The sequence below is a fragment of the Nocardia sp. NPDC052112 genome (genome assembly GCF_040680135.1).
Classification (GTDB): Bacteria; Actinomycetota; Actinomycetes; order Mycobacteriales; family Mycobacteriaceae; genus Nocardia.
The window spans coordinates 48,400-71,806 of record NZ_JBFAWD010000038.1 but is presented as its reverse complement, the minus strand read 5'-3'; the positions used below and the strand labels follow the sequence as shown (position 1 = coordinate 71,806).

The 23,407-nt window shown below is 63.9% G+C and carries 21 protein-coding genes and 1 pseudogene; 16 read left to right on the top strand and 6 right to left on the bottom strand.

What is annotated here, in order from left to right; all coding sequences use genetic code 11:
- Positions 1-289: 289 nt before the first annotated feature.
- The 3 genes from AB0L58_RS40025 to AB0L58_RS40015 all read right to left on the bottom strand — a co-directional run bounded on the left by AB0L58_RS40025 (position 290) and on the right by AB0L58_RS40015 (position 2,316).
- Positions 290-511: a hypothetical protein gene (locus AB0L58_RS40025; protein WP_364395979.1), complete on the bottom strand. Its 222-nt coding sequence runs from the start codon at positions 509-511 to the stop codon at positions 290-292.
- Positions 512-569: 58 nt separating this feature from the next.
- Positions 570-1,142 carry a hypothetical protein gene (locus tag AB0L58_RS40020; protein ID WP_364395977.1) on the bottom strand — a complete coding sequence of 191 codons (573 nt, stop codon included), beginning with the start codon at positions 1,140-1,142 and terminating at the stop codon, positions 570-572.
- A gap of 400 nt (positions 1,143-1,542) precedes the next feature.
- Positions 1,543-2,316, bottom strand: a complete 774-nt coding sequence (locus AB0L58_RS40015) for a hypothetical protein (RefSeq protein ID WP_364395975.1) — start codon at positions 2,314-2,316, stop codon at positions 1,543-1,545.
- Positions 2,317-3,398: 1,082 nt separating this feature from the next.
- On the opposite strand from AB0L58_RS40015, the gene AB0L58_RS40010 reads away from it, so the two are divergent.
- The 3 genes from AB0L58_RS40010 (at position 3,399) to AB0L58_RS40000 (ending at position 5,397) form a co-directional block, all read left to right on the top strand.
- Complete coding sequence (locus AB0L58_RS40010) at positions 3,399-3,956, top strand: hypothetical protein (protein ID WP_364395973.1); 558 nt, start codon at positions 3,399-3,401, stop codon at positions 3,954-3,956.
- A 272-nt stretch (positions 3,957-4,228) separates the two neighbouring features.
- On the top strand, positions 4,229-4,426 hold the full coding sequence (locus AB0L58_RS40005) for a hypothetical protein (protein WP_364395971.1): 198 nt from the start codon (positions 4,229-4,231) through the stop codon (positions 4,424-4,426).
- Positions 4,427-4,578: 152 nt separating this feature from the next.
- Positions 4,579-5,397 carry an alpha/beta fold hydrolase gene (locus tag AB0L58_RS40000; RefSeq protein ID WP_364395968.1) on the top strand — a complete coding sequence of 273 codons (819 nt, stop codon included), beginning with the start codon at positions 4,579-4,581 and terminating at the stop codon, positions 5,395-5,397.
- Here AB0L58_RS40000 and AB0L58_RS39995 read toward each other — a convergent pair.
- Positions 5,394-6,836: a helix-turn-helix transcriptional regulator gene (locus tag AB0L58_RS39995; protein ID WP_364395966.1), complete on the bottom strand. Its 1,443-nt coding sequence runs from the start codon at positions 6,834-6,836 to the stop codon at positions 5,394-5,396. The genes AB0L58_RS40000 and AB0L58_RS39995 overlap by 4 nt on opposite strands.
- 196 nt (positions 6,837-7,032) lie before the next feature.
- On the opposite strand from AB0L58_RS39995, the gene AB0L58_RS39990 reads away from it, so the two are divergent.
- From AB0L58_RS39990 to AB0L58_RS39980, 3 genes are read left to right on the top strand one after another with little or no spacing between them, the layout of a single operon-like run.
- The gene (locus AB0L58_RS39990; RefSeq protein WP_364395964.1) at positions 7,033-7,716 is read left to right on the top strand and encodes a hypothetical protein; all 684 of its coding nucleotides are present in this window, start codon (positions 7,033-7,035) and stop codon (positions 7,714-7,716) included.
- A complete protein-coding gene (locus AB0L58_RS39985) occupies positions 7,713-8,858 on the top strand; it encodes a radical SAM protein (RefSeq protein WP_364395962.1) in 1,146 nt (381 codons plus the stop codon). The genes AB0L58_RS39990 and AB0L58_RS39985 overlap by 4 nt, the downstream gene beginning before the upstream one ends.
- Before the next feature lie 5 nt (positions 8,859-8,863).
- Positions 8,864-9,517, top strand: coding sequence for a hypothetical protein (locus tag AB0L58_RS39980; protein WP_364395960.1), 654 nt, complete (start codon positions 8,864-8,866; stop codon positions 9,515-9,517).
- Here the strand turns inward: AB0L58_RS39980 and AB0L58_RS39975 are convergent.
- Positions 9,514-10,419: a carbohydrate kinase family protein gene (locus AB0L58_RS39975; protein ID WP_364395958.1), complete on the bottom strand. Its 906-nt coding sequence runs from the start codon at positions 10,417-10,419 to the stop codon at positions 9,514-9,516. The genes AB0L58_RS39980 and AB0L58_RS39975 overlap by 4 nt on opposite strands.
- A 24-nt stretch (positions 10,420-10,443) precedes the next feature.
- On the bottom strand, positions 10,444-10,911 hold the full coding sequence (locus tag AB0L58_RS39970) for an NUDIX domain-containing protein (RefSeq protein WP_364395955.1): 468 nt from the start codon (positions 10,909-10,911) through the stop codon (positions 10,444-10,446).
- A 204-nt stretch (positions 10,912-11,115) separates the two neighbouring features.
- Here AB0L58_RS39970 and AB0L58_RS39965 point away from each other — a divergent pair, with 204 nt between their 5' ends.
- The 10 genes and pseudogenes from AB0L58_RS39965 to AB0L58_RS39920 all read left to right on the top strand — a co-directional run bounded on the left by AB0L58_RS39965 (position 11,116) and on the right by AB0L58_RS39920 (position 23,341).
- On the top strand, positions 11,116-11,301 hold the full coding sequence (locus tag AB0L58_RS39965; RefSeq protein ID WP_364395953.1) for a hypothetical protein: 186 nt from the start codon (positions 11,116-11,118) through the stop codon (positions 11,299-11,301).
- A gap of 100 nt (positions 11,302-11,401) precedes the next feature.
- Positions 11,402-11,719, top strand: a complete 318-nt coding sequence (locus AB0L58_RS39960) for a hypothetical protein (protein ID WP_364395951.1) — start codon at positions 11,402-11,404, stop codon at positions 11,717-11,719.
- An 880-nt stretch (positions 11,720-12,599) separates the two neighbouring features.
- Complete coding sequence (locus AB0L58_RS39955) at positions 12,600-12,854, top strand: hypothetical protein (RefSeq protein ID WP_364395949.1); 255 nt, start codon at positions 12,600-12,602, stop codon at positions 12,852-12,854.
- A gap of 87 nt (positions 12,855-12,941) precedes the next feature.
- The gene (locus tag AB0L58_RS39950) at positions 12,942-14,603 is read left to right on the top strand and encodes a recombinase family protein (RefSeq protein ID WP_364395946.1); all 1,662 of its coding nucleotides are present in this window, start codon (positions 12,942-12,944) and stop codon (positions 14,601-14,603) included.
- Between the two features lie 239 nt (positions 14,604-14,842).
- Positions 14,843-15,296, top strand: a pseudogene (locus AB0L58_RS39945) (transposase); the annotation flags it as partial.
- A 393-nt stretch (positions 15,297-15,689) separates the two neighbouring features.
- Positions 15,690-16,013: a helix-turn-helix transcriptional regulator gene (locus AB0L58_RS39940; RefSeq protein ID WP_364395944.1), complete on the top strand. Its 324-nt coding sequence runs from the start codon at positions 15,690-15,692 to the stop codon at positions 16,011-16,013.
- Positions 16,014-16,593: 580 nt separating this feature from the next.
- On the top strand, positions 16,594-16,932 hold the full coding sequence (locus AB0L58_RS39935; protein ID WP_364395942.1) for a hypothetical protein: 339 nt from the start codon (positions 16,594-16,596) through the stop codon (positions 16,930-16,932).
- A gap of 472 nt (positions 16,933-17,404) precedes the next feature.
- A complete protein-coding gene (locus AB0L58_RS39930; protein ID WP_364395940.1) occupies positions 17,405-17,596 on the top strand; it encodes a DUF5988 family protein in 192 nt (63 codons plus the stop codon).
- Between the two features lie 16 nt (positions 17,597-17,612).
- Positions 17,613-18,056, top strand: a complete 444-nt coding sequence (locus tag AB0L58_RS39925; RefSeq protein ID WP_364395938.1) for a beta-ketoacyl synthase N-terminal-like domain-containing protein — start codon at positions 17,613-17,615, stop codon at positions 18,054-18,056.
- A 110-nt stretch (positions 18,057-18,166) separates the two neighbouring features.
- Positions 18,167-23,341 carry an SDR family NAD(P)-dependent oxidoreductase gene (locus AB0L58_RS39920; RefSeq protein ID WP_364395936.1) on the top strand — a complete coding sequence of 1,725 codons (5,175 nt, stop codon included), beginning with the start codon at positions 18,167-18,169 and terminating at the stop codon, positions 23,339-23,341.
- Positions 23,342-23,407: the final 66 nt, after the last annotated feature.

Sequence of the window (23,407 nt, the reverse complement as noted above, 5' to 3'; positions counted from 1 at the left end):
AATCTGCTGCTCGCGGTCTTCGGCGTCGGGCCCGCCGCATATCCGGGCTGCGATGTCTTCAGCTGCCTGAACTACCCGTTGGCACCGCCGTTCGCGGATACCGCGCCGGGCTGCGTCATTCAAGCCTGCCTCGGTGCGGACCCGCGCACGCCCGGCATCCGCTGAATCACATGCCGAAGAAAGGGATATCGCCTTCCACGACGTGCCCTCGGCAGGGCACTCCGAACATGGGAACGGGAATGACCTGCGGTTTTCGGGTGGCCGGTTGGTGATTCAAGCTGAATACCAGCTATAGGAGGGCGCTGTCGCCGTCTTGATGGTCGGTTTGCCATCGTGCGATCTTGAGGAGGATGTCGGCCTGTTGCCGGGTGAGTGCTTCGTCTTGATGCCCATCGACGGAGATGATCTCAAGGTCGGCTTTGGGGCGGTTGGGTTGTCGAGATTCCCGGCTGGCGGGATGCGGTTCGGTCGGTTCTTCGAGGCCGTGCGACATGCCGTCGTGGTCACGCATGTTCGAGGTGGGATTCTGTCCAGCGTGAGGGAGCAAACGGAGATCGATGCAAGTTGCCTCAGCTCCACAACTCGTCGGACTTCAGGTTCATGTTGATGATTGCCAGGCAGTACCGTGCGAAGCCGTCGACGCTGAGGAGACCGGAGTCGTCTGTGAACGTCGTTTGGCGATAGGGGCGGGAGATGTGCCAGCCTGGGCCGCGCGTGAGGCCCTTGATGCGTGTCCCGGCGATGTCGCTGGAATCCGGTGACCACGTCGGTGTGCCCTCGAACTTTTCGCCGTTGGCGCTCAGCAGTGTCCAGGTCGTGAGTTCCTCGTAGGCTTCGTGTTTCGCGAGGACCCAGACGTCGTCGCTTGGGGACGAGTACGTCACGACATGCCAGGACCGCTTGTTGGACCACGAGTATTTGAGGGGACTCTGTTTCCTTTTTCGGTATGTCGGTCGCATGGGTATCTGTTCGCGACGTAGGAAGTCGATCAGTTGCAGATCTCGCTGCTGAGCGCGCTGATTGCGGGCGGCTTGTTCGACCGCTTCGTTGCGGGTGGCCGAATCGGCAGCAGCCGCGGTGGCCCGGTCAGCGCGGTCTTGTTCCGCGCGTATGCGTTTCAATTCCTCGTACGCGTCGCCCATCCTGGTCCCCCGATCATGATCGCCACTGGCACTGACCTCACTATTGTGCGTCGGTGTCGACACGAGAGTGCTGAAATCTCATAACTGGCCATACCTTTGGTGAGGTCGAATGGCCCAACACGCATCCCACAAGTTTGTGTTGCATCGCTTTTGCGCGGGAAGCAGCTCGGAACGGCACGCTTCGCTACAGCTCGTGTAATGCAGTACATAACAGCAGCATTGAGGATCGTTGAGGTCCATCCGGCAACTGGAGAACCGAGATCCGCAAGTCACGCGGATCGGGTCTTCGGCATCCGCCGAACCCGCCGCCACTCGAACGGCCCGCTGGATGGGCTCGGGTAATCGGCTCCTTTCCATCCCGAACGGAATGTTTTGCGAGCGTGCGCGATATGCGGTCGGTTCATCTGACCTTGGTCGGAATTCCAGCTGTTTCCTCGGGCCAGAGCTCGGGTCTGTACACAGGCGATCCTGTCCCGGTGGCGGCGAGCCGGAAAGGCTTGCCATGGTTATCGATTATCTCTGTCCCGGAGTTGCTCCCGTCCGACCACGACAGCTTCAACCGATACGACACGGTGTCGGGAGTGTGTGCCTCAGCAATGATGAGCAGGAGCTCAGGGTCGGTGTCGGACACTTTGTATGGGAACGCCAGCGGCTTGGCGTTGTAGCCGTCCTTGCTCCAGACACCCTCCTCCCCGGACAACAGACCGTCAGGATCGGCGTTGGTGCGGATGATCTTGGGCGGGTTGGAGTCGAGGTCGACCTCGGCCAGCGGACCCATCGTCTCACCGCCGCACCCACCACCGACAACCGTACCCACCAACGGTCCGGGTTTTCGGTCCACGATCTCGATAGCCAAACCGGTCAGCAAGACCGGGCTCGGTCCGTTGCCCCGGATCGACAGCAGCACTCGTCCGTCGCGTTTCGCCTCTGGTCCCGTCTCTGCACCGTCGTGTTCCCACACCCAGTGCTCGTAGTCCTTCATGTCGGCGCGACCCAGCGCCTCGACGGGGCCGTCGAAGATCACCCCGTAACCGCAGGTGCCGCGCGGCGGGCATGGCAACTCGATCAGGACCAGATCCAGATGCTGATACACGAGTACGTCGCGGGCGCAACGACCTACGAGCTGGGCAGCCTGTTCGGTGTCGACCGTCGTACCGTCAGCGCGATCCTGCATCGGTACGACGTGCCGATGCGCCGACGTGGCCTGTCCCCCGATCAGACCGTAGAGGCGATCCGCCTCTACCGTCTCGGTTGGTCCCTTGCACGAGTCGGGAAACACTTTGCCATCGATCCGACCACCGTGTTGAACCGTCTGCGCCAGTGTGGCGTCCGCACCCGTGACACACACGGGCGGGCTCGGGCTTGACATAAATCCATGACGACCAAGTGAGACCCCACTTGTGACCAGCACGGCTCACGGTCGCGGTAATGAGAGAGTGCCTTCCGACTCAGTCAATACCGAGCCGAAACGAAATACACCTTGGGGAGCTAACTAGAACACGAAAAAGCGCTGACCAGGTGATATGCAACATCCGGGCGAAGATGGTCTCATGCCCGAAAGGCAGCAAAATCCCTGATCAACGGCCCTATTCGTGTCGATTTCTGGGCCTAACGCTCCACAACCCGAACACTCTGACGGTCGAAGGGCCAGCGCTTCGGATCGTGCCGGTAGGCGTTCGACGGGTGAAGACCATGCCTTGACCTACCGATTCCACCAAGTTGTCGGCGATCGGCGCTCCGCTGGCACATCGGAGACCACCCGCGCAGACACCCAAGCGTCAGCTCGGATCGTTCGCTCGGTACGCGGCTAGTTGGGGACTGGTGTCAGGACCCGATCCCGGCCAGGATTTGGTCCAGGTGCCCGGTGGGGTGCTCCCTCATGCGGCTGCCCACCTTCGTGATTGGTGTGGCTCTAATTGGCTTGCCTCCCACCGGGTGCCGTGCGGGGAGACCTTGTAGGGCATGCCTGGCTGGGCCAAGGACGGCAAGGTTGTCTGATTCTTCCAGGCGGCCGCCGAGTTCAACGCCCGCTACGCGCCACCTTCGGCTTCCGCCACCGTCGACGAAGGCGCCATGTCGCCGACCGCCTTCGGTCTCACCGCCCCCACTCCCGCCGACGAACCCGCGGGAGTTCGATCATCGTGCTGTCGATCGCATCGATCTCGGCACCGACCTCGCAAGAGATGACCGGGCGTCGGTCCTTGGTGGCAGGATGCGGGTGTGGGTGACTATTTCGAACGAATCGTCGACCTCGATGTGACCTCGGCCGACGCGAGCACGCTGGCCGAGCACATGGTGGATTGGATGGTGTCGCGACGATGGCTGCTTCGCGAGACTTCGCGCGAGGCGATGTACAGCCTCCAGGTCGACGAAGGCTATGTCCCAGGCCCCGACTGGCCGCAGATCACCCATGAATGGGGCGCCGACTGGATCCCCGGCCCCGTCGCCGTCATCGTCGGCCGCCACGACCACTATCCCGGCCAGGGCGGCATCGAACCGGCCTCCGCAATATGCCCACGCTGCCAGGCCACCACCACGATCATCGACTACCCGCAACAATGGCAAGCCGATCCCGCCGTATGGCAGCCGTTCTCGGACGCGATCGACGCCTGGAAACAAACAGGCGCCGGCTCAGCAATCTGCCCCTCCTGCACCACACCGAGCCCCATCACCACCTGGCAATGGGCAGACGACTTCGCCCTGGGTACCCTCGCCTTCGACTTCTGGGGTTGGCCGCCCCTCACCGAGGACTTCATCACCGAATTCGCCACCCAACTCGGGCACCGGATCGAACACCACACCGGCAAGTTCTGAACCGAGGCTTCCAACGATCAGCTGAGCGCGGCGCGGTGACTGTCGAGCTCGGCACGCAGCTCGCTCGGACACAACGACGCTCGTCGATGGCTGAACCACCGCAAGGTGTTCGCGCAATAACACACCACAGTGAAGCCTCAGGTCGATGACCTGCGGATTCACTGTTCGATGGGCCTAACGCTCCACAACCCGAACTCTCTGACGGTGGAAGGGCCGGAGATCCGGATCAAGCCTGTCGGCACCCGCCGGGCAGCGTCGGGCGGTGATCGGTGATGATGAACGCCGAACAGATCATCACCGGGTTGATCCCGCTGCAGGCCGATGGACTGGCCTGCGTGGTGTGCGGAGCCGACTATCTCCACGTCCGCGTTCCACATGTCCCGGTCGGCAGGTCGGTCACCGGTTCGCAGGTATTCGCCTGTGCCTCTTGCCATCTGCCCGACGCGCAGTGCGCGGGAGGTGCCCAGTGATGAGCATCGCGGTCTCGGCCCGGCGTGACCGGGCGTTGTATGTGCAGTGCGCTTGTACCGCACTAATGTAGCCGCGCAGTGCGGCCGAGGAGGCGGTTCTTGCATGTGATTATCATCTGGCAGCGGTGTGCCTGGTCTGGTTGACTGGCTCCGTGGTTCCGACGAGCACCATCACCCGCATCCGCACCCTCGACGGCCTGCACCTGGCAGCCACCCTCGTCACTCCCGATCAACCCACGACGCGCGCCGTCGTGCTGGTGCATGGTGGTGGCGTCACCCGCGAGGAGGGCGGCTTCTTCACCCGCCTCGCGACCGGCCTGGCCGATGCTGGTATCGCGTCGCTGCGGTTTGACCTTCGCGGCCACGGCGACAGCGAGGGCCGCCAAGAGGATTTGACCCTCTCCGCCATCCTCAACGACATCCGCGTCAGCCTCGCCGCTGTGCAGGACGCCACGGGCGCGAGTGACCTGTCGCTGCTCGGTGCCAGCTTCGGGGGTGGCATTTGTGGCTATTACGCTGCCAAACGCCCAGAGGATCTGTCTCGGCTGGTGCTGCTGAATCCGCAGTTCGACTACAAGAAGCGCACCATCGACACTCGCGACTACTGGACGAACGATGTCATCAACGACGAGAAGGCCGAAGAACTCAATGAAACCGGAGCGATCCAGTTCACGCCGACACTGCGGCATGGTCGGCCGCTGCTCAATGAGGTGTTCTGGCTGAAGCCGAATGAAGTACTCGGCGAGATCAAGGCATCGACTCTGATCGTCCATGGCAACGCAGACACCTTGGTCCCGATCGACGGTTCCCGCGTTGCTGTCGCCCAATTCACCGCACCCGTTGAGCTGGTCGAAATCGAGGGATCACAGCATGGATTCGCCGTCCATGACGATCCGCAGTACCTCAACCCGAAAAGCCAGGAGTTCCAGGCCGAAGTGATCCGCATCGTGGCGGGCTGGCTCACGGCTTAGCGCGACGGCATCAAGGCTTCGCGGAGCTGCCGCACATTCGGCCGGTGGTTCCAAGGGTCGAGCGTCCGCACGACGTCCACAACGACATTCATCGTGCGCTCCGAACGGGTCTCGCGCGCTACCGCGACGGATTTGGTTGCCACTGTGGCGGCCTCGTCTGGTTCGCCGCTGAGTGCGAGTGCTTTTGCCTGTCGAGCACTGAAGAAGCCAGCATCGCGCCGGGACAGTCGCCCGTCGGCGAGCACCTGGCCGAACAGTTCAGTGGCCCGCTGCGGCTTGCCCGCCTCGGTGTAGCAGCAGGCTGAGCGAACCAGAAGCGTGCTCTCGTTGAAGTAGCTCACCAACCCTTGGTCGTCGGCACCGTTGGCCTCGGTGAGGAGGTGCTGAGCCTGACCCAGGCTTTGTTCGACGGTGGCTGCTGGCTCGCCAATCATGGCGAGTCCCAATGCTTCCTGCTGCACAACTTCCGCCTGCACCCGGATCGGAAGCTGCCACGGCCCCTCTTTGGCGGCTTGCGCCAATCCGAGCAGCGTCCCCGCGTCGCGCGAGTCATAGGCCATCTGGGATTTCTTGAGCAGGACGTATCCCTGCATGGGCAGGCTGCCCGCGGCCTGCGCCCACTCCATCGCGCGGTCGTACAGGAAGGTCGCCGTTACCGGGTCATGGAGGTCGCGATACAGCCAGCCTGCGAATTCCGCGCCGTCCGATCCAACCGCCAGCAGTTGCCGACGCACGTCCGACTGAACATCCTTGCTGTGCCGTCGGATTGCGCCGAGCACGGCGAGCGTGAGCGGCAATGCTTCGGCTGGACCGAGGGAACCGTCATCGGCTTTGCAACGCGCAAGTTGAGCACGGAAGAACTCCAGAACCGAGCCGTCGAAGTACCGGCGAGCGTCCTCCAGCGCCAAGCTCACCCGCTCCAGATCGTCACTGTGACTGATCGGTGGGGTGCCGGTGCCATCGCCAGCCAACCAGCGTGAAAGCGCCAGCGCGTTATTACCTGTCGTGCTTGTAGGTTCGATGGATACGGCTGCCGTGCCCACGTCGTCGGGCAGCTTGAACCACAGCAACTCGGGCGGAATTCGGAGTATCTGCGCCCACCGCGTCAGTTTGGACAGTTGCCCTGGCGCTGAACCCTTTTCGATTCGACTGATCTGCACCTGTGTCATACCGAGCCAACTGCCCATAAGTTCCTGCGGCAGCTGTTGTCCGTGATACGGGTGGTTGCGGTAAGCGAAGAAGACCCGGCCCATGTGCCAGGTGGCGAGCGCATCGCGCATTTGGTCGGTCTGCCAAAAGTCCGGCGGAAGCGTGGGCGGGCGGTGCCGCTGCCCGCGTGCCATGACTTCACAAGCGCCACACACAGATTCGGCGTTGTAGCGGCTCAAGCGGTTGCCGCAGCGCGCGCAATAGCGCTGGTACTGCGGCGTTTCGGTCATGTGAACCGCTCCGGATCGTCCGCGAGGGTTGCCTTTATCCCCCGTTTGCCCTGGTCGGAGACGCTACCACTGGTTTCCGTTATCAGTATGCGTTCCATGTATATCGCGTATTCGCCGTGGTCGTGGTGGGTTTTTGGCCGAAATCCGACGCTTGGGGACCGGACACATTCAGGCCCTCAAACGAAAGGAGTAGGCCGTGGCCCTGTCCCTTGTTGTACCCATCTTCGGTCCACCGGCCGCAGGCAAAACCACTCTCACACTGCGCCTCGGATCGGCACCAGGGCGGCGGATCTTCCGACTGCGCGAGCACGTGCCGACAGACGTACTGGCCGCCACCGCGACCAGTAGCGAACGGCTGGGCTGGATCGACGAGTTCACCGTTGGGGAAGCGCTGCGCTCGTACTTCGATGCCGCTCACGCCGATCCGGACGTGCATACCGTGCTGCTGGACAACTTCCCCGGTTCAGCGAGCCAGGTCGACCAACTGCTCACCACCCTTTGGACGTTGACACCACCCGGTCATATCGAGGCGATCGAAGTCGTAACCGACGCCAAGACGCTCGAGCAGCGGGCGAAGAACCGAAAGGTGTGCCACCAGTGCGAGCGTGATCCCATCCGCGATCCCCGACTTCCAGCCATACCCAGCCGGAATGACCCCTGGCAGTGCGCCCACTGCGGTGGCTTGTTGCATCCACGGCGCGGCGACTCACCCCGGCTGTTCAAGGCCAGGATGCAGCGCTACCACCAGACGGCTGCCGGTATCCGAGTGGGCTTCACCGACTCCGGTATTGCCGTCACTCAGCTCGACACCACCAACACCATCGACGGGGCGGCGAATCTGCTTGCCCCGCTCCTTATTTCACGGAGTTCCACACGATGAATACTGTTCCATTGCCCATGCCCAGCCTCAAACCGAGCGGTGATGGGTACGGCCACGCCCGCATGCCGCGCGGTGCCACCGTTCCTCAGCCGGACCGAATCGACCGCGTGGCCTACGGCCGCTTCCGCAACGTGTACCTCTACATCACCGAGGCATGCCAACTTCGCTGCGAGCACTGCTACATGGGCGAACGGCTAGACCGGGCGCTGAAGATGCCGCTGCCCAAGATCGTGGACACGCTCACCACGTGGCGTCGGCTGGGCGGGAGCAAATTGACCATCCTCGGTGGGGAGCCGACGCTGCACCCCCACTACTGCGAGGTGATCCGACTGAGCAAACAGCTCGGCTACGAGCACGTCATCACCACGACGAACGCTCAGAAACCGGCACTTCGGCGCTTCCGGCAGCTCGGGCCGGAGGACTTCGCCTACGTACAAGTGAGTCTCGACGGTGGCAGCCGCGAGCCCCACGATGCCGTGCGTGGTGCTGGCACGTTCGATGAAGCCATGGAAACCACGCGGGAGCTGGCCGAACGCGGCTTCGACACTCGCATCATCTGCACGGTCAACAAGGCCAACGAACGAGATGTGTTGCAACTCCTCGACATTGCAGATGTCCTGGGTGTGAGCCTGGTGAAGTTTCACGTCTTCTCGACCATCGGCACCGGGCACGGCAATCCGGAGATGGCCATGACACCGCCGGAATGGGTGAGTTTCTGCGACACGCTCAATGATGTTGCGCCCCAGTACAAGACAAGGGTGTGGTATCAGCCGACGTATGCCCGGCGCGATCAGATGGATCGCTACGCCGCCGAGGGCTATCAGGGTTGCATCGGCCGAACACTGGACCGGATTTCTATCTTCCCGGACGGCCGCTGCTACGTCTGCTCCTACCTGTTCGACACCGAGTTGCACTTCGCCCAGATGGTCGACGGGCAAGTGCAGCTCAACCACAGTGCCAACGAGTTCGAGCTGTTCACCAGTGTGCTCGCCGAAAGCTCATGCGGCAGGTGCAAAGCCGGTGCCTGCATGGGCGGGTGCCCGGCCGAAGAGGTGGTGATGGGCCAGTCCTCGTGCACGGCCTACGAGGACATTGTGCCCGTCTGCCGCCTGTGGAAATCCAGCGCCAAGCCCGCGGAGTGAGCCCAATGGACGATATGGATCGGATCGCCGAAAACCTGCGCTGGATCGACTGGGGCGACATCGACGATGTCGAGCTGAACTGTCGTGAGGCATTGAACGAACTTGCAGCCGAACCGCGAATTGTGCGTGCACGGCTGGAGGAGCTACCCAACCGGCCCGAGCTGCTCGACCTGTGCGAGCACTACGACATCCTGGACAAAATCGTGCTGGCCAGCGAGGACGATCCGGGAGTACGGGTACGGCTGCATGTATTCCTGCCGGGCTACTTCGACCGCCCGCACAATCACCGCTGGTCCTATGCCAGCAAGATTCTGCGCGGGCACTACCGGCACTACTTGTTCGGCAACGCCGAGCTGGACGAACAGGTGGAGCCGAACAAGCTGCCAGTGCTGCACGTTCGGGAGGAGCCGGTGGGCACCAGCTACGCGCTGCACCACTCGATGGTGCATGCAGTCGCCGCGGAGCCGTTCACGGTGTCGCTCGTGATACGCGGGCCAGCCGTCAAGGATCGGTTCTTGGTTATGGATCGGCAGACGAACGAGGCGTGGTGGCAGTACGGGGCCAAGGATGAGTCCGAAGCGGAGGCCAAGAAGAAACAGATGAGCCGTACGCGATTCGCGGAAGTAACTGGCTGGATGGGTGAGTGGGGGTTGTTCTAGCTGGCGGCGAACTGTTGACGACTGGCGATTAGTGCCCGCAGTTCGGCCAAGGTCGGCAGTGGGGCACCTTGGTGTCGTGCACACCGAAGTGCCCCACTGGCCGATCCGAGCAAAATACTTTGCCCGATGGACCAGCCAGCCCAGAGGCCATAAAGCAGGCCCCCCGTGAAGGCAGCACCCGCGCAGTGCGTATGTCGAACCTCCACCGGAAACGCTGGCACCGAGACCAGTTCCGACCGACTGAGCCCGACGGCACCATGGGCACCGGCGGTCACGATCACCCAGGCTGCGCGAGTCTGTTCCAAGATGGATCGGGCCAGAGCTGTCGCATCGGCGTGGGCAGTCTCATCGACATTCGTTTGCACCAGCAGGCCGGAGTACCCGCGTACAGCAGCTGCCACCTCAGGAGAAAGTACCGAGCCACCGAGATTGAGCAACAAGGGCACCTCGGCGGCACGGGCGACCTCGATCACGCGAAGTGCAGCTGATTCGATCAGCTCGTAGCAATCCAGGTAAACGAATGCCGCGTCCGCCAGCGGCGACAGCTCGGCACGCTCCAAACTGGCGACAACGCCCGGCAAATGGGCGAACCAGGTACGGGTGTGCTGGTCGTCGCCGCTCACGACAATTCGTGGTGTGACGACATCCGGCCTGATCGCGAAGGCACGCTGGACCTCGCGTTGTTCCAGCCACCGGGCAACCCCTCGGCCGTGCTCATCGTCGCCAATGTCGTTGGCAATCAGCAGGGTCGGCGCTCCCGGAGATGCGAGCACCGCCGCTGTCATTGGCCCGTCAGCCGCTACCGACCATTCGATGGTGCGGATTTCCGCTCCGTGGTTGGCGAGGGGGAATACGGGCCCGGTCCATAACTCCGCCTGCGCCAGGTAGCTGACGCACACCACCGGGCCAGACGCAGGCACAGTGATCTACCAGCCGTAGACCGAGAAAGAGTCGCAAGCCGCGATGCGCTCCATCGCTGTGCGGCAGTACGGGATCATGCGATCGGGCAGTGCGCCTGCCGCGAACCATTCGAGCGCACTGCACTTTTCAGGCTCCAGGTTGGTCGGCTCCCCCTGCCACGTGTCCACGGTGAAGAACAACGCTATCCGCCCACCTGAGGACGAGTTGTGCATGATGTGACTGAAGTGCACATCCTCCGGCTCGATGGCCACGCCGATTTCTTCCCTGGCTTCGCGGATCAGAGCGTCGACCACCGATTCATCGGCTTCGAGATGACCGCTCGGCAGGTGCCAGGCTCCATCCTCGAAGCCAGTGTTCTGACGCTGGCCGAACAGCACTTCAGTCCCTCGGCACAGCAGCAGGTGAACGTCACCAGTCACCTTGTGCCGCTGCGGCTTTGCTTCTCGGGCGAGTGCGGTCGTTGTGTCAGTCATCGTTTGGTTGTCTCCTCTCGTAGTGGTTGAACTGGTTGTTTGACGCATTGAGCCCCTGAACGCACCGAGCCTAGATCTCCCGTCGTCGGTGCGATATACACCGAACGTATACCGACCAACGGGTCACGATATGGATCGGTCCCGGATGCGGATTCACCCTCGTTACCAGGCAATTCGGCCGTAAACGGAACGGGAGTGGTGGACATGCGTAGGCCGCGACACATCCGGATCGAATCCGGTGCGCTGAGGTTGGACTATCAGGGGTCGCCCGAACAGGCCCAGAATGTCGCCGATGAGCTGGCCCATGGATCGCCGGAGGTCGTTGTCACGGTCGATGACAACGTGACCGAAGACCTTCCGACATTGCCGTGCTCGCGGTTGTGGGAGTGAAATTCGCTGTGACCGAACGGATTCCCTGTACTCACGGTCGAAGACGTAACGTCACGAGCATTTGTACCGAAACCACGCACCTGCGATCGAGGTCACGCTGTTGACTTCATCGCTGGTGGTGATCCTCTGGCCAAGTTCGCTGCTCTTCACAGCAGCAGCGGGTTTCCGAATCGGCAAGCGCTGGAAGTCAGTCCATCCGGCGGGCGGGCGTGGTGGTGAGTTCGTCAGCTGTGACCGTGACGACGAGGATCATTACCGTCATGGGGAAAATGACACGCAACCGATGAAGACAAACGCAGTCCAAGAATCCTGGGTCAGTGAGGATGATACGGAGATACTGCCACGACTGCAGGACATTGTGCCGCCGCTGCGGCAGACGCCAATACGGCGACCGCCGTGGCTTCACGGCCGTTCTTGAGCCTTCATGATGTCGATCGCGAGTTTCACTGCGGCAGCCGTATTAGGCACGATCCAGTCCGGCTCGAACACTCTCCCCGAGAGTACGTGAATCGCAGCAACTCGGCGACACCAGAAAAATAGCGTTTCGAGTTTCGCAACATGGCTCGGAATGAAGCTCTGATACCAACAGTGTCGGACGATTGCATTTGTATACTGGAAAACGGCGATACCGCCGCATATCGGCAATTATCCCATCAGGCTGGATGGAGAGATCACCTTGGTCTGGATAACGATGCGCTCCGGTGGCAGAACAGATTTTGTGCGGTGATCTTGATGCATCCATTCCAGGGGGTGTTCCGTGGTGGTATTCCGTGGTGGTTTTCGGTGCGGTACTCAAATCGCCCCACCCCGAACCCGCGAACCCGCTGGTCAGATGGCACATATCCGGCCGGGTGTCATCCAGGATTGTCTATATATCATCACTCATATATAGACATCCGCCGTCGCGCCGTACACGGGGGTGTCGCGGTGTCGGTGCCGCCCGGACTGGTGCCCGATCGTTCCTGTGGAGCCCCTCCTCATCTCCGCTTTCTGCGCTTGTTCGTGTTTGTCTTTGCCCCCGGTTTGATCGGCGGTGTCGCGGTGTGCGAGCGAACTCGCGCCCGGTGATCGCGCGGGCGAATCGTGCTCGCGCCGAGCCAGCGCCGTGCCGGGCCGGTATCCGCAGGGACTCGCGAAATCCCCCGCTGCGTGGGCGGACATCGCACGCGCGGGCGAGCCCTGCCGAGGCCCCTCACGAAATGAACTCGAAAAATTTTCACATCGGGTTGTCCCGAAACGGCGTTTTCGGCGGGAGTAGTAAGTAGACCCTTTCGCCTCTCGCTGTCAGGAGCGCCCCCGTGACCGACAACCCCCACCGCGCCCAGGACGACCACCCGAACCCCAGCGAGCCCGCCACACCAGAGCGCCCCGCTACCGTGACCCCCTTGCGCCGCCCCCGCCGCCGACATGGCGAGATCACCGTGGAACGGATCGAAACCACACCCATGACACCCGAGCAATACCGGCGTGCCGTCACCGCGCTCGCCATGCTTGTCAACGAATGGAAATACGGCCCCGACAATCCGGAACAATCCAGCGAGAAAGCCGCATAACCCACCCTTCGCGCCTGTTCCCATTCCGGAATATATGGGAAAATAGACCACAGGGAATTCACGGAATAAAGGGGAATATTTCTCGCCATGGCACGACCGAGAAAGAAAAGCACCAAAACCACGCGCATTCAGCCCGACCGCCTCGATACTCTCGACACGGTCAGAGTCGGGATCTACGTGCGCCGGTCCACCGATGATGAACACCAGCCACATTCGATCGAGGCCCAGGACGCCCGTTTGAGTTCGTATGTAGATTCCCAACCTGGCTGGCACATCGTCATGCGGTTCGCCGACGACGCCTCCGGCGCATCCACCGAACGCGAGGACCTGCAACGCGCCATGCGCGCCGCCGAGGCGGGTTTGATCGATGTCCTACTCGTCTACCGCGTCGACCGGTTCTCCCGCAACCTGCGCGACATGGTCGGCCTGCTCGACGAGTGCGGCGTGGTGTTCCGGTCGGCGACCGAACCGTTCGACACCTCAACCCCCATGGGCCGCATGCTGGTCCAAATGCTCGGCATGTTCGCCCAATTCGAACGCGACACCATCATCGACCGCGTCATCGCAGGCATGGAACGCAAAGCCGCCAAAGGACTCTGGAAAGGCGGACGCCGCCCCTTCGGTTACCTGCCCGATGCCACCGGCCAGAGCCTCACACCCCACCCCGAGGAATCCCCGATCGTGGGACTGATCTACCGCCTCTACACCCGAGACAGGTTGGGCTCCAAAGCAATCGCGCGTGTCCTCAACGAACGCGGGCACCGCACCACCAACGGCGGTACCTGGTCAGGGCACCAAGTCCTGCGGACCCTGTCCAACCGCGTCTACCTCGGGGAACTGTCCTTCCGCGACATCACCGTCGCCGACTGCCACCCACCACTCATCGACACCGACCTGTTCGCCGAGGCCGAACGGATACTCACCGAACGCGGCGAGGACCACGCCCACCGCCGCGCCAACGACTCCGACTACACCCTCACCGGGCGCATGCGCTGCCCCACCTGCGGCACCGCTATGGTCGGCACCCGCGCCCACGGCAAATCCAAGGTGTACCGCTACTACACCTGCCACACCCGCAACCGCTACGACACCACAAAATGCGGCGGCTACCGACTCAACGCCGACAGCGTCGAAACCGCCGTCCTCGAGGCCCTGGCCAGCTTCTATTGCGACCACCACGCGCTCATCGCCGATACCGTCACCGAGGCCCAACGCCTGCACCACGCCGGGCGCGACGCTCACCACGCCGAACTCGCCGCCATCAACACCAAGATCAGCGACATCAACACCAAGATCGACCGCTACCTCACCGCGTTCGAAAACGGCACCATGGACGAACAACTCATCGGCGACCGCCTCAACGGCCTACGCGCGACCCACCGCCAACTCGTCCACAGCCGCGACGAACTGACCGCCACCCTCGACGCCGCACCCACCGGCCCTGACCCCGCCACCCTCACCGAGATAGCCGACCACATCACCGAGCTGATCACCACCGGTACCGACCACGCCCGCAAAACCCTGATCGAAACCCTCATCGCCGAAATCAAGATCACCAGCCCAGACACCGTCATCCCTGTATTCCGCATCCCCCAACCACCCACCGACCCCCACACCCCACACACGAACAAGGCCCCAACCGGAGGAAAACCGCCGGTCAGGGCCTCAGAAACGGGTGTTCGTCCAATGACAAACTTGGTGGAGCTAAGGGGACTCGAACCCGTGGCCCCACACTGCCAGTGTCGCTAAAACTTTTCCAGCGGGTGATGTCCCGTCCATCCCGTCAAGGTCAGGGGCGGTATACCGTCCAGGCAGTACCGCTCCGTCCATCCCGTGCGTGCCCGTCTTGGCAAGCTCTCGGCAAGATGGCGGAGACAGTAACCCAGACCCTGACCTGGGCACGGTCGAATGGTTCGGCAAGGTCCCATTCGCCGTACACGGCTCGCCCGGCCCGCAGGGCAGACTGCCGACTGCCCGTGTCGTGTGGGCAGATCAAGGACCTCGACAAGCAGATCAACACCCGCTTCCGCGCCCACCCGCAGGCGAAGATCCAAGCATGCCCGGGATCGGGCCGATTCCCGGCGCGGAATTCCTTGCGATCACCGCCGGTGACCTGGCCGCGTTCGGCACTGCTGCACGCCTGGCCACCTACGCCGGGCTGGCACCGGTGCCCGACGACTCCGACAAACGCAGCAGCATTCTGCACCGGCCACTGCGTATCACCGCAGGCTGCGGCATGTGTTCTACATGGCCGCGTTCGCCAGCCTGAAGATCGACGGCCCATCGCGAACCTTCTACCAGCGCAAGCGATCCGAGCGACAACGCCACACCAAAGCACTGATCGCCCTGTCGCGCCGCCGCGTCGACGTCGTCTGGGCGCTCCTGCGCGACAACCACACCTGGCAACTGGACGCATCTGCAATCCCCACTGCCGCCGCTTGACACGATCATTGAGATCCGGTCACCGGTCCTGGTCTGAGTTGCCAGGCGAATACCGCAGAGTTTCCAGCAGTCGTCGGCTCGGCCGATATCGAGGAGGCTGTCGGCGCATGCACTTCGGCGCATCGCCCGGCCAGAGAGAGTGTCCAACGAAGGGCGGTAGCGTTGTCGAGTCGACGGCGCGCAGCACCGACGATGTCGGCGACCGTTTCCACCAGCGCCGCGATCGAACCGGGAGGTGGACTTGGTATCGGGTACATGTCAACCCGGCCTGCCGGGCAAAGATTTACCTCAGAAATCGGTTGCTGAGGTTGTGCCACCAGATTGCAGTTCTGTTGCCCTCCTGAGCAGGCCCACCGGTTCGATGGGCTCGCCGTTGTTGAAGGGACTGAGCATATGAGGTGCAACTCGAGGTTGGCCGCCGCCAACCGGGGTATCTGGAAAGCCAGCGAGCTGCAGCGCCAACTCGCCGAGCACGGCCTGGTGATCAGCGCCGGGAAGATGTCCGGGCTGTGGTCGGGCAGCCCGGCCAGCGTCAAGCTCGAGGGCCTGGACATCATCTGCGCCGTGCTGGGCTGCGGCGTCGAGGAGGTCCTCATTCCCGAGCCTGACAAGGTCAACTGGCCGGTCACCGACGCCGAGCCGAAGGCCTCGACCGGCACCAGCGCAGCGGTGGTAACGCCCAAACGCCGTGACGGCCGGTCACTTCCACCTGAGTAACGAGCGGGACCGGCGTGAGGACGGAGCAGACACGGGCTATCCGGCAGGCACCGGACAAGCCGGCGGCGAGCTGCCCCGAATGCCTGGCCTGGGGCGTGTTGTATGGCGGCTATTGCCGCGCCTGCTACGACTTCCGGCGACACCATTCCAGCGCTGCCTGTGCTGGGTGCGCTTCGGTCGTACCCCTGAAGAACAGTCATTACCGCCTGTGCTGGCTGCAAACCGCCTCGCTGTCCGCGGATCCTCCGGTCGTGACCGAGGCTGATCTCGCTCGGGTCACCTGCCACCAGTTGTGGTTCGCGGGGATGACCAAGATGCGCGGCCCGCGCTCGGGGGTGCGGCTGCGGCGCCCGCCTGCGGGCGACCGCCGTCGCGGTTCCAACGCGCCGGTGTTCGGGCCCGCCCGGAGACCGGGCTGTGTTTATCGAGTATCGACAACGCGATGTTCGCCAGCAGTGGCGACAGTACGCCCCAACGCAGTTGGGGCGTACTGTTTCGATGTCACGCTGAGTTACCGCCGGTTGGGGCGTCTTCGCCGCATTTCTGGGATGCTCTGACATGTCTGGTATTACAGTTGTTCATGGCCGGAAATCGCTGCAGCACTGCCGAATTCGCTCAGCACGTCAATGCGGCGGTGGAGCTGGCCGATGCTGGTGTGCCGGTGGAGGACGCGACACGGGTGCTGGTGGGACGGTTCGGATGTTCGCTGCGGCAGGCTCGCCGCTATCTGGCACGCGCAGCTGTCGGCGGCGAGCTCGTGGTGCGGGAGCCGATGGTGGTGTTCACGGTCAAAGTTACTGCGGCACTGGAGGATCGGGTTCGTGAGCGGGCCCGGGTGTCGGGCGGGACGGTCTCCGCCATGGCGGTGGAGGCGTTGACCGAGTATCTGGCGCCCGACCGCCGGTCGGGCGGCCGGTGACCCTGCGGCCGGGTCGAGGAGCTTGTTTTCGACCGGCACGCGGCCACGGATGCGTCAGTGGCCTACGAGACCTCCGCCCCACCACACGGTCACTCGACCGGACACAGTCTCCACATGCGGTCATTCCCAGCCGGGCGGACGCCGCCTTGATCGCGGCCCACTCGCTGTCGTAGTCGTCACGGTGATCGACGACGCCCGATCGCCTTGGCCTTGGTCGCTTCGTCGTACTTCGCAGGCATGATGCGCCCATTCTTGCCATGAAAGAAGGTGAGCACCACACCAAACAGGCAATTCACTCCATTGTAGCTAGTGGCTTGCTATTGGCCGGTCGTGCGCTGTTGAGCCCGGTGTTCGATCGTGTACGGCGTGGAGTGGGCGTTGAGTTGTCGCCGCAGGAAGGTAGACACTGCAAAGCAGTCCAACATGCTGGTCGGGTTCTGCATCCTGATGGGAGGCGTTGGCGGTGACGTGGGTGTTTTTCACCGGCGGGCCTGTCGCGTTGAACGGGCCGTACTGGGTAGCGGATACGGTTTTGTCTGATCGTCTGACGGTCGATCATCACAGTCACTGTGCCCATTTCGAGCAGGCCGACCGTATCGAAGTCATCGACGGGCAGTTGCTGCCGGTCTACATGTTCTCCTATCTGACCGCTGTCGCGGAGTGAGAGGGGCTGATTTGTCATGTCGGCCACGGCCGAAGTGCCGATTGCTGTTGTCGGAGTCGGGTGCCGGTTTCCCGGTGGGGTGAGCACACCGCCGGAGTTGCGGACGCTGATGGTCCGGAGTCGTTCGACGGCCGCGGCGGTGCCGGCGGATCGGTGGGATGCGGCGGGTCTGGCAGCGGTGCACGATTCGGAGGAAGCGGTGCGGACGGGCCGAGGATGCTTTCTCGACGGTGACGTGTGGGCGTGGGATCCGCAGTGTAATCCATTGAATCAGTCCAGTTTTCGCCTTCGAGGTGCCGTGATGGCCGCGAGTCGTCACATTGAATCCGCCGAGTTCGGTCGTGGATCGTTGCCCTCGCCCTGTCAGTCATCGTCGTGGCTGAGCTCATTCCCGTGGTCCGTACTGACGTGTGTCAGCGGGTCGCCCCTTTTCCCGGACCCAGGAGGTTCCCGGCGATGACCACGTGGACTGAGACCCCGCTCGCGATCGTGGGGGCCGGCTGTCGGTACCCCGGGGGTGTGGGCTCGCCGGCCGACTTGTGGACCTTGCTCGTCGAGAGGCGCCAACCCGTGGGTCCGGTGCCGCCGGATCGGTGGGACGCCGCTCGGTTGATGGCCCTGCAGAACCCCGACGAAGCCGAACGATACGGCCGCGGCTGCTTTCTGGAAGGGGATGTATGGGCGTGGGATCCGGAGGCGCTGTCGGTGGCGCCGAGCGAGCAGCGGTGGATCGATCCGCAGTTCCGGGTGCTGATGGAGGTGGCGTGGGAGGCTGTCGAGCACGCCGGGTTGCCGATCGATCGGTTACGGGGGTCGCGTACCGGTGTGTATGTCGGTGCTTATGCTCCGGACAATTTGTTTCGGGAGGCCCGCCCGCCCGAGGATGCGGCCGACAGCGCCTACATGTTCGGCAACTTCACCGGAACCATGGTGGGCCGCTTGGCTTTCGGCATGGATCTGCGTGGCCCGGTCATGGCGTTGAACACCATGTGCTCGTCGGGTTTGGTGGCGGTGAACACCGCCTGTACCGCGCTGATCATGCACGACTGCGATGTGGCGCTGGCGGGTGCGGTGCTGCTGATGGTTTCCCCGGAAACACAGCATTATGAGGCGTCTCTGTTGTTGTCCCAGCGCGGGCATTGCTACGCGTTCGATTCCCGCGCGGACGGATACGTGCGCGGCGAGGGCGCGGGCATGCTCGTGTTGAAGCGGTTGGCTGACGCGCGCCGAGATGGCGACCGCGTGCTGGCGGTGGCGCGCGGCGCCGCGGTGAACAACGACGGCCAATCTACGCGATTGACCGCACCGTCCACCGAGGTGCAACAGGCCTTGTACCGCGAGGCCATCGCGCGGTCGGGCATCGATCCCGGTGACGTCGGTTTGGTCGAGGCACACGGCCCGGGAACCGCGGTGGGCGACCCGGTGGAGTACACCTCGATCAACGCGGTATACGGCCGGGGCAGAGGCCGCTGCGCGGTGGGTTCGATCAAGACCAATATCGGGCATTCCGAACCGGTTTCGGGTATCGCCGGGGTTCTCAAGGCTATCCAGTGCCTGCGCTACGGCATGATCCCGGCGAATCTGAATTTCCGATCGTGGAATCCAGCCATACCCCTCGACGAGAACACCTCACGGTTGTTCGTACCGACGGAGTTGACGCCGTGGCCGGTCGATGGTGAGCCGCGCCTGGCCGCGGTGTGCTCCTACGGCGTGACCGGCACCAACGCCCACATCGTGATCGAGCAGGCTCCGCAGACCGCGAGGATCGGTTCGCCGCCACGCCGTGCGGTAGGCCGTAGGGCGGCACGCCCGCGATTGTTCGTGTTGTCGTCGGCCTCGCCGCAAGGCTTGACGTTATCCGCGCGGCGATTGGCGGACTGGTCGGAGAAGTCGACTGCCACCATCGAATTGGACGACCTCGCGCACACTCTCGACGTGCGCCGTTCACATGGACCGCATCGGCTCGGTGTCGTGGCTGCGACGCATGCCGAACTGGTCACCCGATTGCGCGCATTCGCCGAAAGAGAAGTCGGCGATGGCTTCGTTGCGGGATCCCTGGTGCTGCCCGAGCAGCATGCCGGTCCGGTGTTCGTGTTCACCGGTCAGGGCTCCCAATGGGTGGGAATGTGCCAGGGCATGCTCGACGACGACCCGGGTTTCACCGCGGCGATCAATGAGGTCGAGCCGCTGATATCGGCGGAGTCGGGGTTCTCGGTGCGTGAGATGATCTGCAAGCCAACGGATCTGGTGGGCGTCGACCGGATCCAGCCGACGCTGTTCGCGATCCAGGTCGCGCTGGCGGCGATGTGGCGTTCTTGGGGGGTGCGGCCCACCGCGGTCGTCGGTCAGTCGCTGGGGGAAGTGGCCGCGGCCGTGGTCGCGGGTGCGCTGTCGCTTACCGATGGCGTCGCGGTGATCTGCCGCAGGGCAACCCTGTTGGCGGAGACGGCGGGCGGCGTGATGGCATCGGTCATGCTGCCCGCCGAGACCGTGGGCGCCGATATCGAGGCCGCCGGCGCCGACGCCGTGTCGATCGCGGTCCTGACCGCGCCGGAATCCACGGTGATCTCCGGCGACGCGGCCCAGGTCGCTGCGCTGGTCGCGGACTGGTTGCGTCGCGACATCGTTGCCCGGATGGTGAACGTGGACGTCGCCTCGCACTCCGCGCAGATGAATCCCATCCTCGACCGGTTGCACGACGCCCTGACCGGACTGAGTCCTAGGCAACCGGAGGCGGTGTTCTATTCGACGGTCACCGCGACGCCTCGCGACCCGGGCATGCTGGACGAACGTTACTGGGTGCGCAATCAGCGCGAGATGGTGAAGTTCTCCGGCGCGGTCGCGGCCGCGCTGCGTGATGGTCACCGCTTGTTCGTCGAATGCGCACCCCATCCCGTGTCGATGAGCGCGATCACCGCGATCGCCAAACGTAGGGAGATCGATGACACCGTCGCGGTCGGTAGCCTACGCCGCGATACCGACGATCACGAGGCGATGCTGACTTCACTGGCCACCGCGTTCTGCGCGGGCGCCGACATCGACTGGGCCGCGCACTATGGTGCCGGGAACCTCGTCGAGGCACCCGGCACCGCCTGGCATCGTGTCCGCCATGGCGGCGACAATCCGCCGTATCGCCTGGTCGCGCCGGGCCTGGTCGGCGCCGATCAACACCCGCTGCTCGGGGGCTACATCTGTGATCCGGAACAGCCGGACCGGCACCTGTGGCAGACACCGATCAGCCCGCACCGCGTTCCCTGGCTGACCGATCACCGAGTGGCCGGAGTCCCCGTTCTGCCCGGCACTGGATTCGCCGAGATGATGGTGGCGGCCGCACAACGGGTCTTCGGCACCGAGCGGGTCAGCGTCACCAATCTGTCGTTGACCAGCCCTTTGGTACTCGACCCCGAACCAGTGATCACCACTCGTGTCATCGTCGAGGCACACAGTGCCCGTGCCGAAATCGTTTCGCGCACCGCCATCAAGCCACTCGTGCACGCTACCGCCATCCTGGGCACGATGCCCGCCACCGAGTCCGATGATCTCGAACTGCGCAGACCCACCACCCTCGACTGGCAGGATATTGCGCCGAGCGAGCTTTACCGGCGGTTCCGCGACCGGCACAACGTCGACCACGGCCCGGCGTTCACGGGCGTGGAACGCATTCAACTCGACCCGAATTCGGACCGGGCGCTCGGAGCGGTCCGGCTCGATTCCTCGGCGCGGGTATCCGCGTGGACCATGGCGCTGCACCCAGCGCTTGCCGACGAACTGGTGCAACTCGCGGTTTCGGTGTGGGTGCACCACCACACAACCAGTCCCGGACCCGTAGTCGTCGCCGGATTCCAGGCGATCCGCGTCTACGGCCCGACCTCTCATGCCCGTATCGCGCAGGTGATCCTGCACCACGCCGACGACCTGCGATGCACCGCGTCCGGAACGCTCGCTGCCACCGACGGTACGGTCGTCGCCGAGGTAGTAGGTCTGCGACTGTCCAATGTGACCCCACCCGAAGAGCGGTTCGCGGCCCGCCTCATCCACCCCAGGTGGGTGGTCACTCCGGTAGCGAGCGCCCCTTCCGTCGATCGCCACGGACATTGGGTCGTGCTCGGCGAGGGCGGCGACTGGCCGGCGCATCTGGCCGCTGCGCTTCGCGACCGCGGGGCCTCGTGCCGATCCCGCACCGTCCCAGACGATTTCGACGAATCCGCGCTGACGGCCGCCGTCGCCGGGCAAACCGCCGTAGTACTGGCCATGACCGAGGAAGGTGACGAACATCCCGCGAAGTCAGCCCGCAAGCGCGTGGACCGTGTCCGGGTGACGATCAAAACCCTTGCCGCACTTGCCTCGCCGCCGCGGCTGTGGCTCGCTGTACGTACCAACCGTCGGTCGCCGTCGTGCGCCGGAATCCGTGGTATCGCGCGCGTCGCCGCGTACGAGTGCCCGCAGTTGCTGCCGAGCATGGTCGAGGTCGATCCGGGCACACCGACCGATCTGGTGGCCGCCGATCTGATCGCCGCCGACAGATGCGCGACCGAGATCGCATGGCGGGATAGTAAGAGGTTCACCTCTCGTCTCCGTGCCGGTGCTCCCGAATACGAGCAGACCCGGCGTTGCGCCACCACAGTCCGGCCGGGCGCCGCCTATGTGGTGACCGGGGGGCTGGGCGGACTGGGTCTGCTTTCCGCCTCGTGGCTCGCCCGCAACGGTGCTGGACGGGTCATCCTATGCGGACGATCCGCACCCGGGCCGGAAACCTTGGCGCGCCTCGCCGAGCTGCGGGCGGTCGGCGCCGCGGTCACTGTCGTCAACGGCGACATCGCCGATCCGGCGGTCGCGGCCGCTGCCGTTCGCGCGGCGACCAAGGACGGCGCCCTGTTGCGCGGGATCATCCACGCCGCAGGTCTCGTCGAGGACGCGACCCTGGCCAAAGTCGACACCGCGATGCTCGAGCGGGTGTGGCGCGGCAAGGCCGAAGGCGCTTGGGCAATGCATGCAGCGACACTGGATCATGACCTCGATTTCTGGGTCGTCTACTCCTCGGTCGCGTCGCTACTCGGCTCACCCGGGCAAGCAGCGCACGCCGCCGCCAACTCCTTCCTCGACGACCTCGTCCAGTGGCGCGCCGCACAAGATCTCCCGGCCACCAGCATCTGCTGGGGCGCCTGGAGCGAGGTCGGCAGCGGCCAGCATATGGCTGAGCGCGGCTTCGCGATGATCTCACCCACCGACGGCATCGACGCGCTGGAACGGATCCTGGCCAACGGCTACACCCATATCGGCTACTCGCCGATCGATCTGGAACGTTGGCTCGCCTCCTACCCCGCGGTCGCCCAGTCGACGTTGTTCAGCGACCTGCTCGCCGCACGCGACAACACCTCGCCCGAATCAGCGTTGCTCGATGAACTGCTCGCCGCCGACACCGAACCACGCCGCCGCGCAATCCTCAACGCACACATCATCGAATCCGTCCGAGACATCCTCGGTGGTAGCAACCGCCACATCACCCCGAGCACATCGATGGTGCTCCTCGGCCTCGACTCCCTCGCCGCGGTCCAACTCCAAAACCGCCTCCAACACGCCCTCGCCATCACCATCGAATCCGGCGCCATCTGGGTCCGCCCAACCCCCGCGGGCCTGACCGACTGGATCCTCAACCGCATGGGAATGCTGAGCGACGAAGAAGTCCCGGACGAAGACGTCCAGAGACACAAGACCGTTCGGCGGTCAGCATCGAAACCCGACTGAATCAAGGAGCCGTCATGGCAGGCGACCGCGCGGTGAAAGCCGTCGCATGGGCGGGAATCAGCACAT

Excerpts from the sequence above, each read along its gene's own strand:
- AB0L58_RS40025 (WP_364395979.1), bottom strand. The coding sequence starts at position 511 with ATGCGTGACCACGACGGCATGTCGCACGGCCTCGAAGAACCGACCGAA.
- AB0L58_RS40020 (WP_364395977.1), bottom strand. The coding sequence starts at position 1,142 with ATGGGCGACGCGTACGAGGAATTGAAACGCATACGCGCGGAACAAGAC.
- AB0L58_RS40015 (WP_364395975.1), bottom strand. The coding sequence starts at position 2,316 with ATGCAGGATCGCGCTGACGGTACGACGGTCGACACCGAACAGGCTGCC.
- AB0L58_RS40005 (WP_364395971.1), top strand. The coding sequence starts at position 4,229 with ATGATGAACGCCGAACAGATCATCACCGGGTTGATCCCGCTGCAGGCC.
- AB0L58_RS39995 (WP_364395966.1), bottom strand. The coding sequence starts at position 6,836 with ATGACCGAAACGCCGCAGTACCAGCGCTATTGCGCGCGCTGCGGCAAC.
- AB0L58_RS39985 (WP_364395962.1), top strand. The coding sequence starts at position 7,713 with ATGAATACTGTTCCATTGCCCATGCCCAGCCTCAAACCGAGCGGTGAT.
- AB0L58_RS39980 (WP_364395960.1), top strand. The coding sequence starts at position 8,864 with ATGGACGATATGGATCGGATCGCCGAAAACCTGCGCTGGATCGACTGG.
- AB0L58_RS39970 (WP_364395955.1), bottom strand. The coding sequence starts at position 10,911 with ATGACTGACACAACGACCGCACTCGCCCGAGAAGCAAAGCCGCAGCGG.
- AB0L58_RS39965 (WP_364395953.1), top strand. The coding sequence starts at position 11,116 with ATGCGTAGGCCGCGACACATCCGGATCGAATCCGGTGCGCTGAGGTTG.
- AB0L58_RS39950 (WP_364395946.1), top strand. The coding sequence starts at position 12,942 with ATGGCACGACCGAGAAAGAAAAGCACCAAAACCACGCGCATTCAGCCC.
- AB0L58_RS39940 (WP_364395944.1), top strand. The coding sequence starts at position 15,690 with ATGAGGTGCAACTCGAGGTTGGCCGCCGCCAACCGGGGTATCTGGAAA.
- AB0L58_RS39935 (WP_364395942.1), top strand. The coding sequence starts at position 16,594 with ATGGCCGGAAATCGCTGCAGCACTGCCGAATTCGCTCAGCACGTCAAT.
- AB0L58_RS39925 (WP_364395938.1), top strand. The coding sequence starts at position 17,613 with ATGTCGGCCACGGCCGAAGTGCCGATTGCTGTTGTCGGAGTCGGGTGC.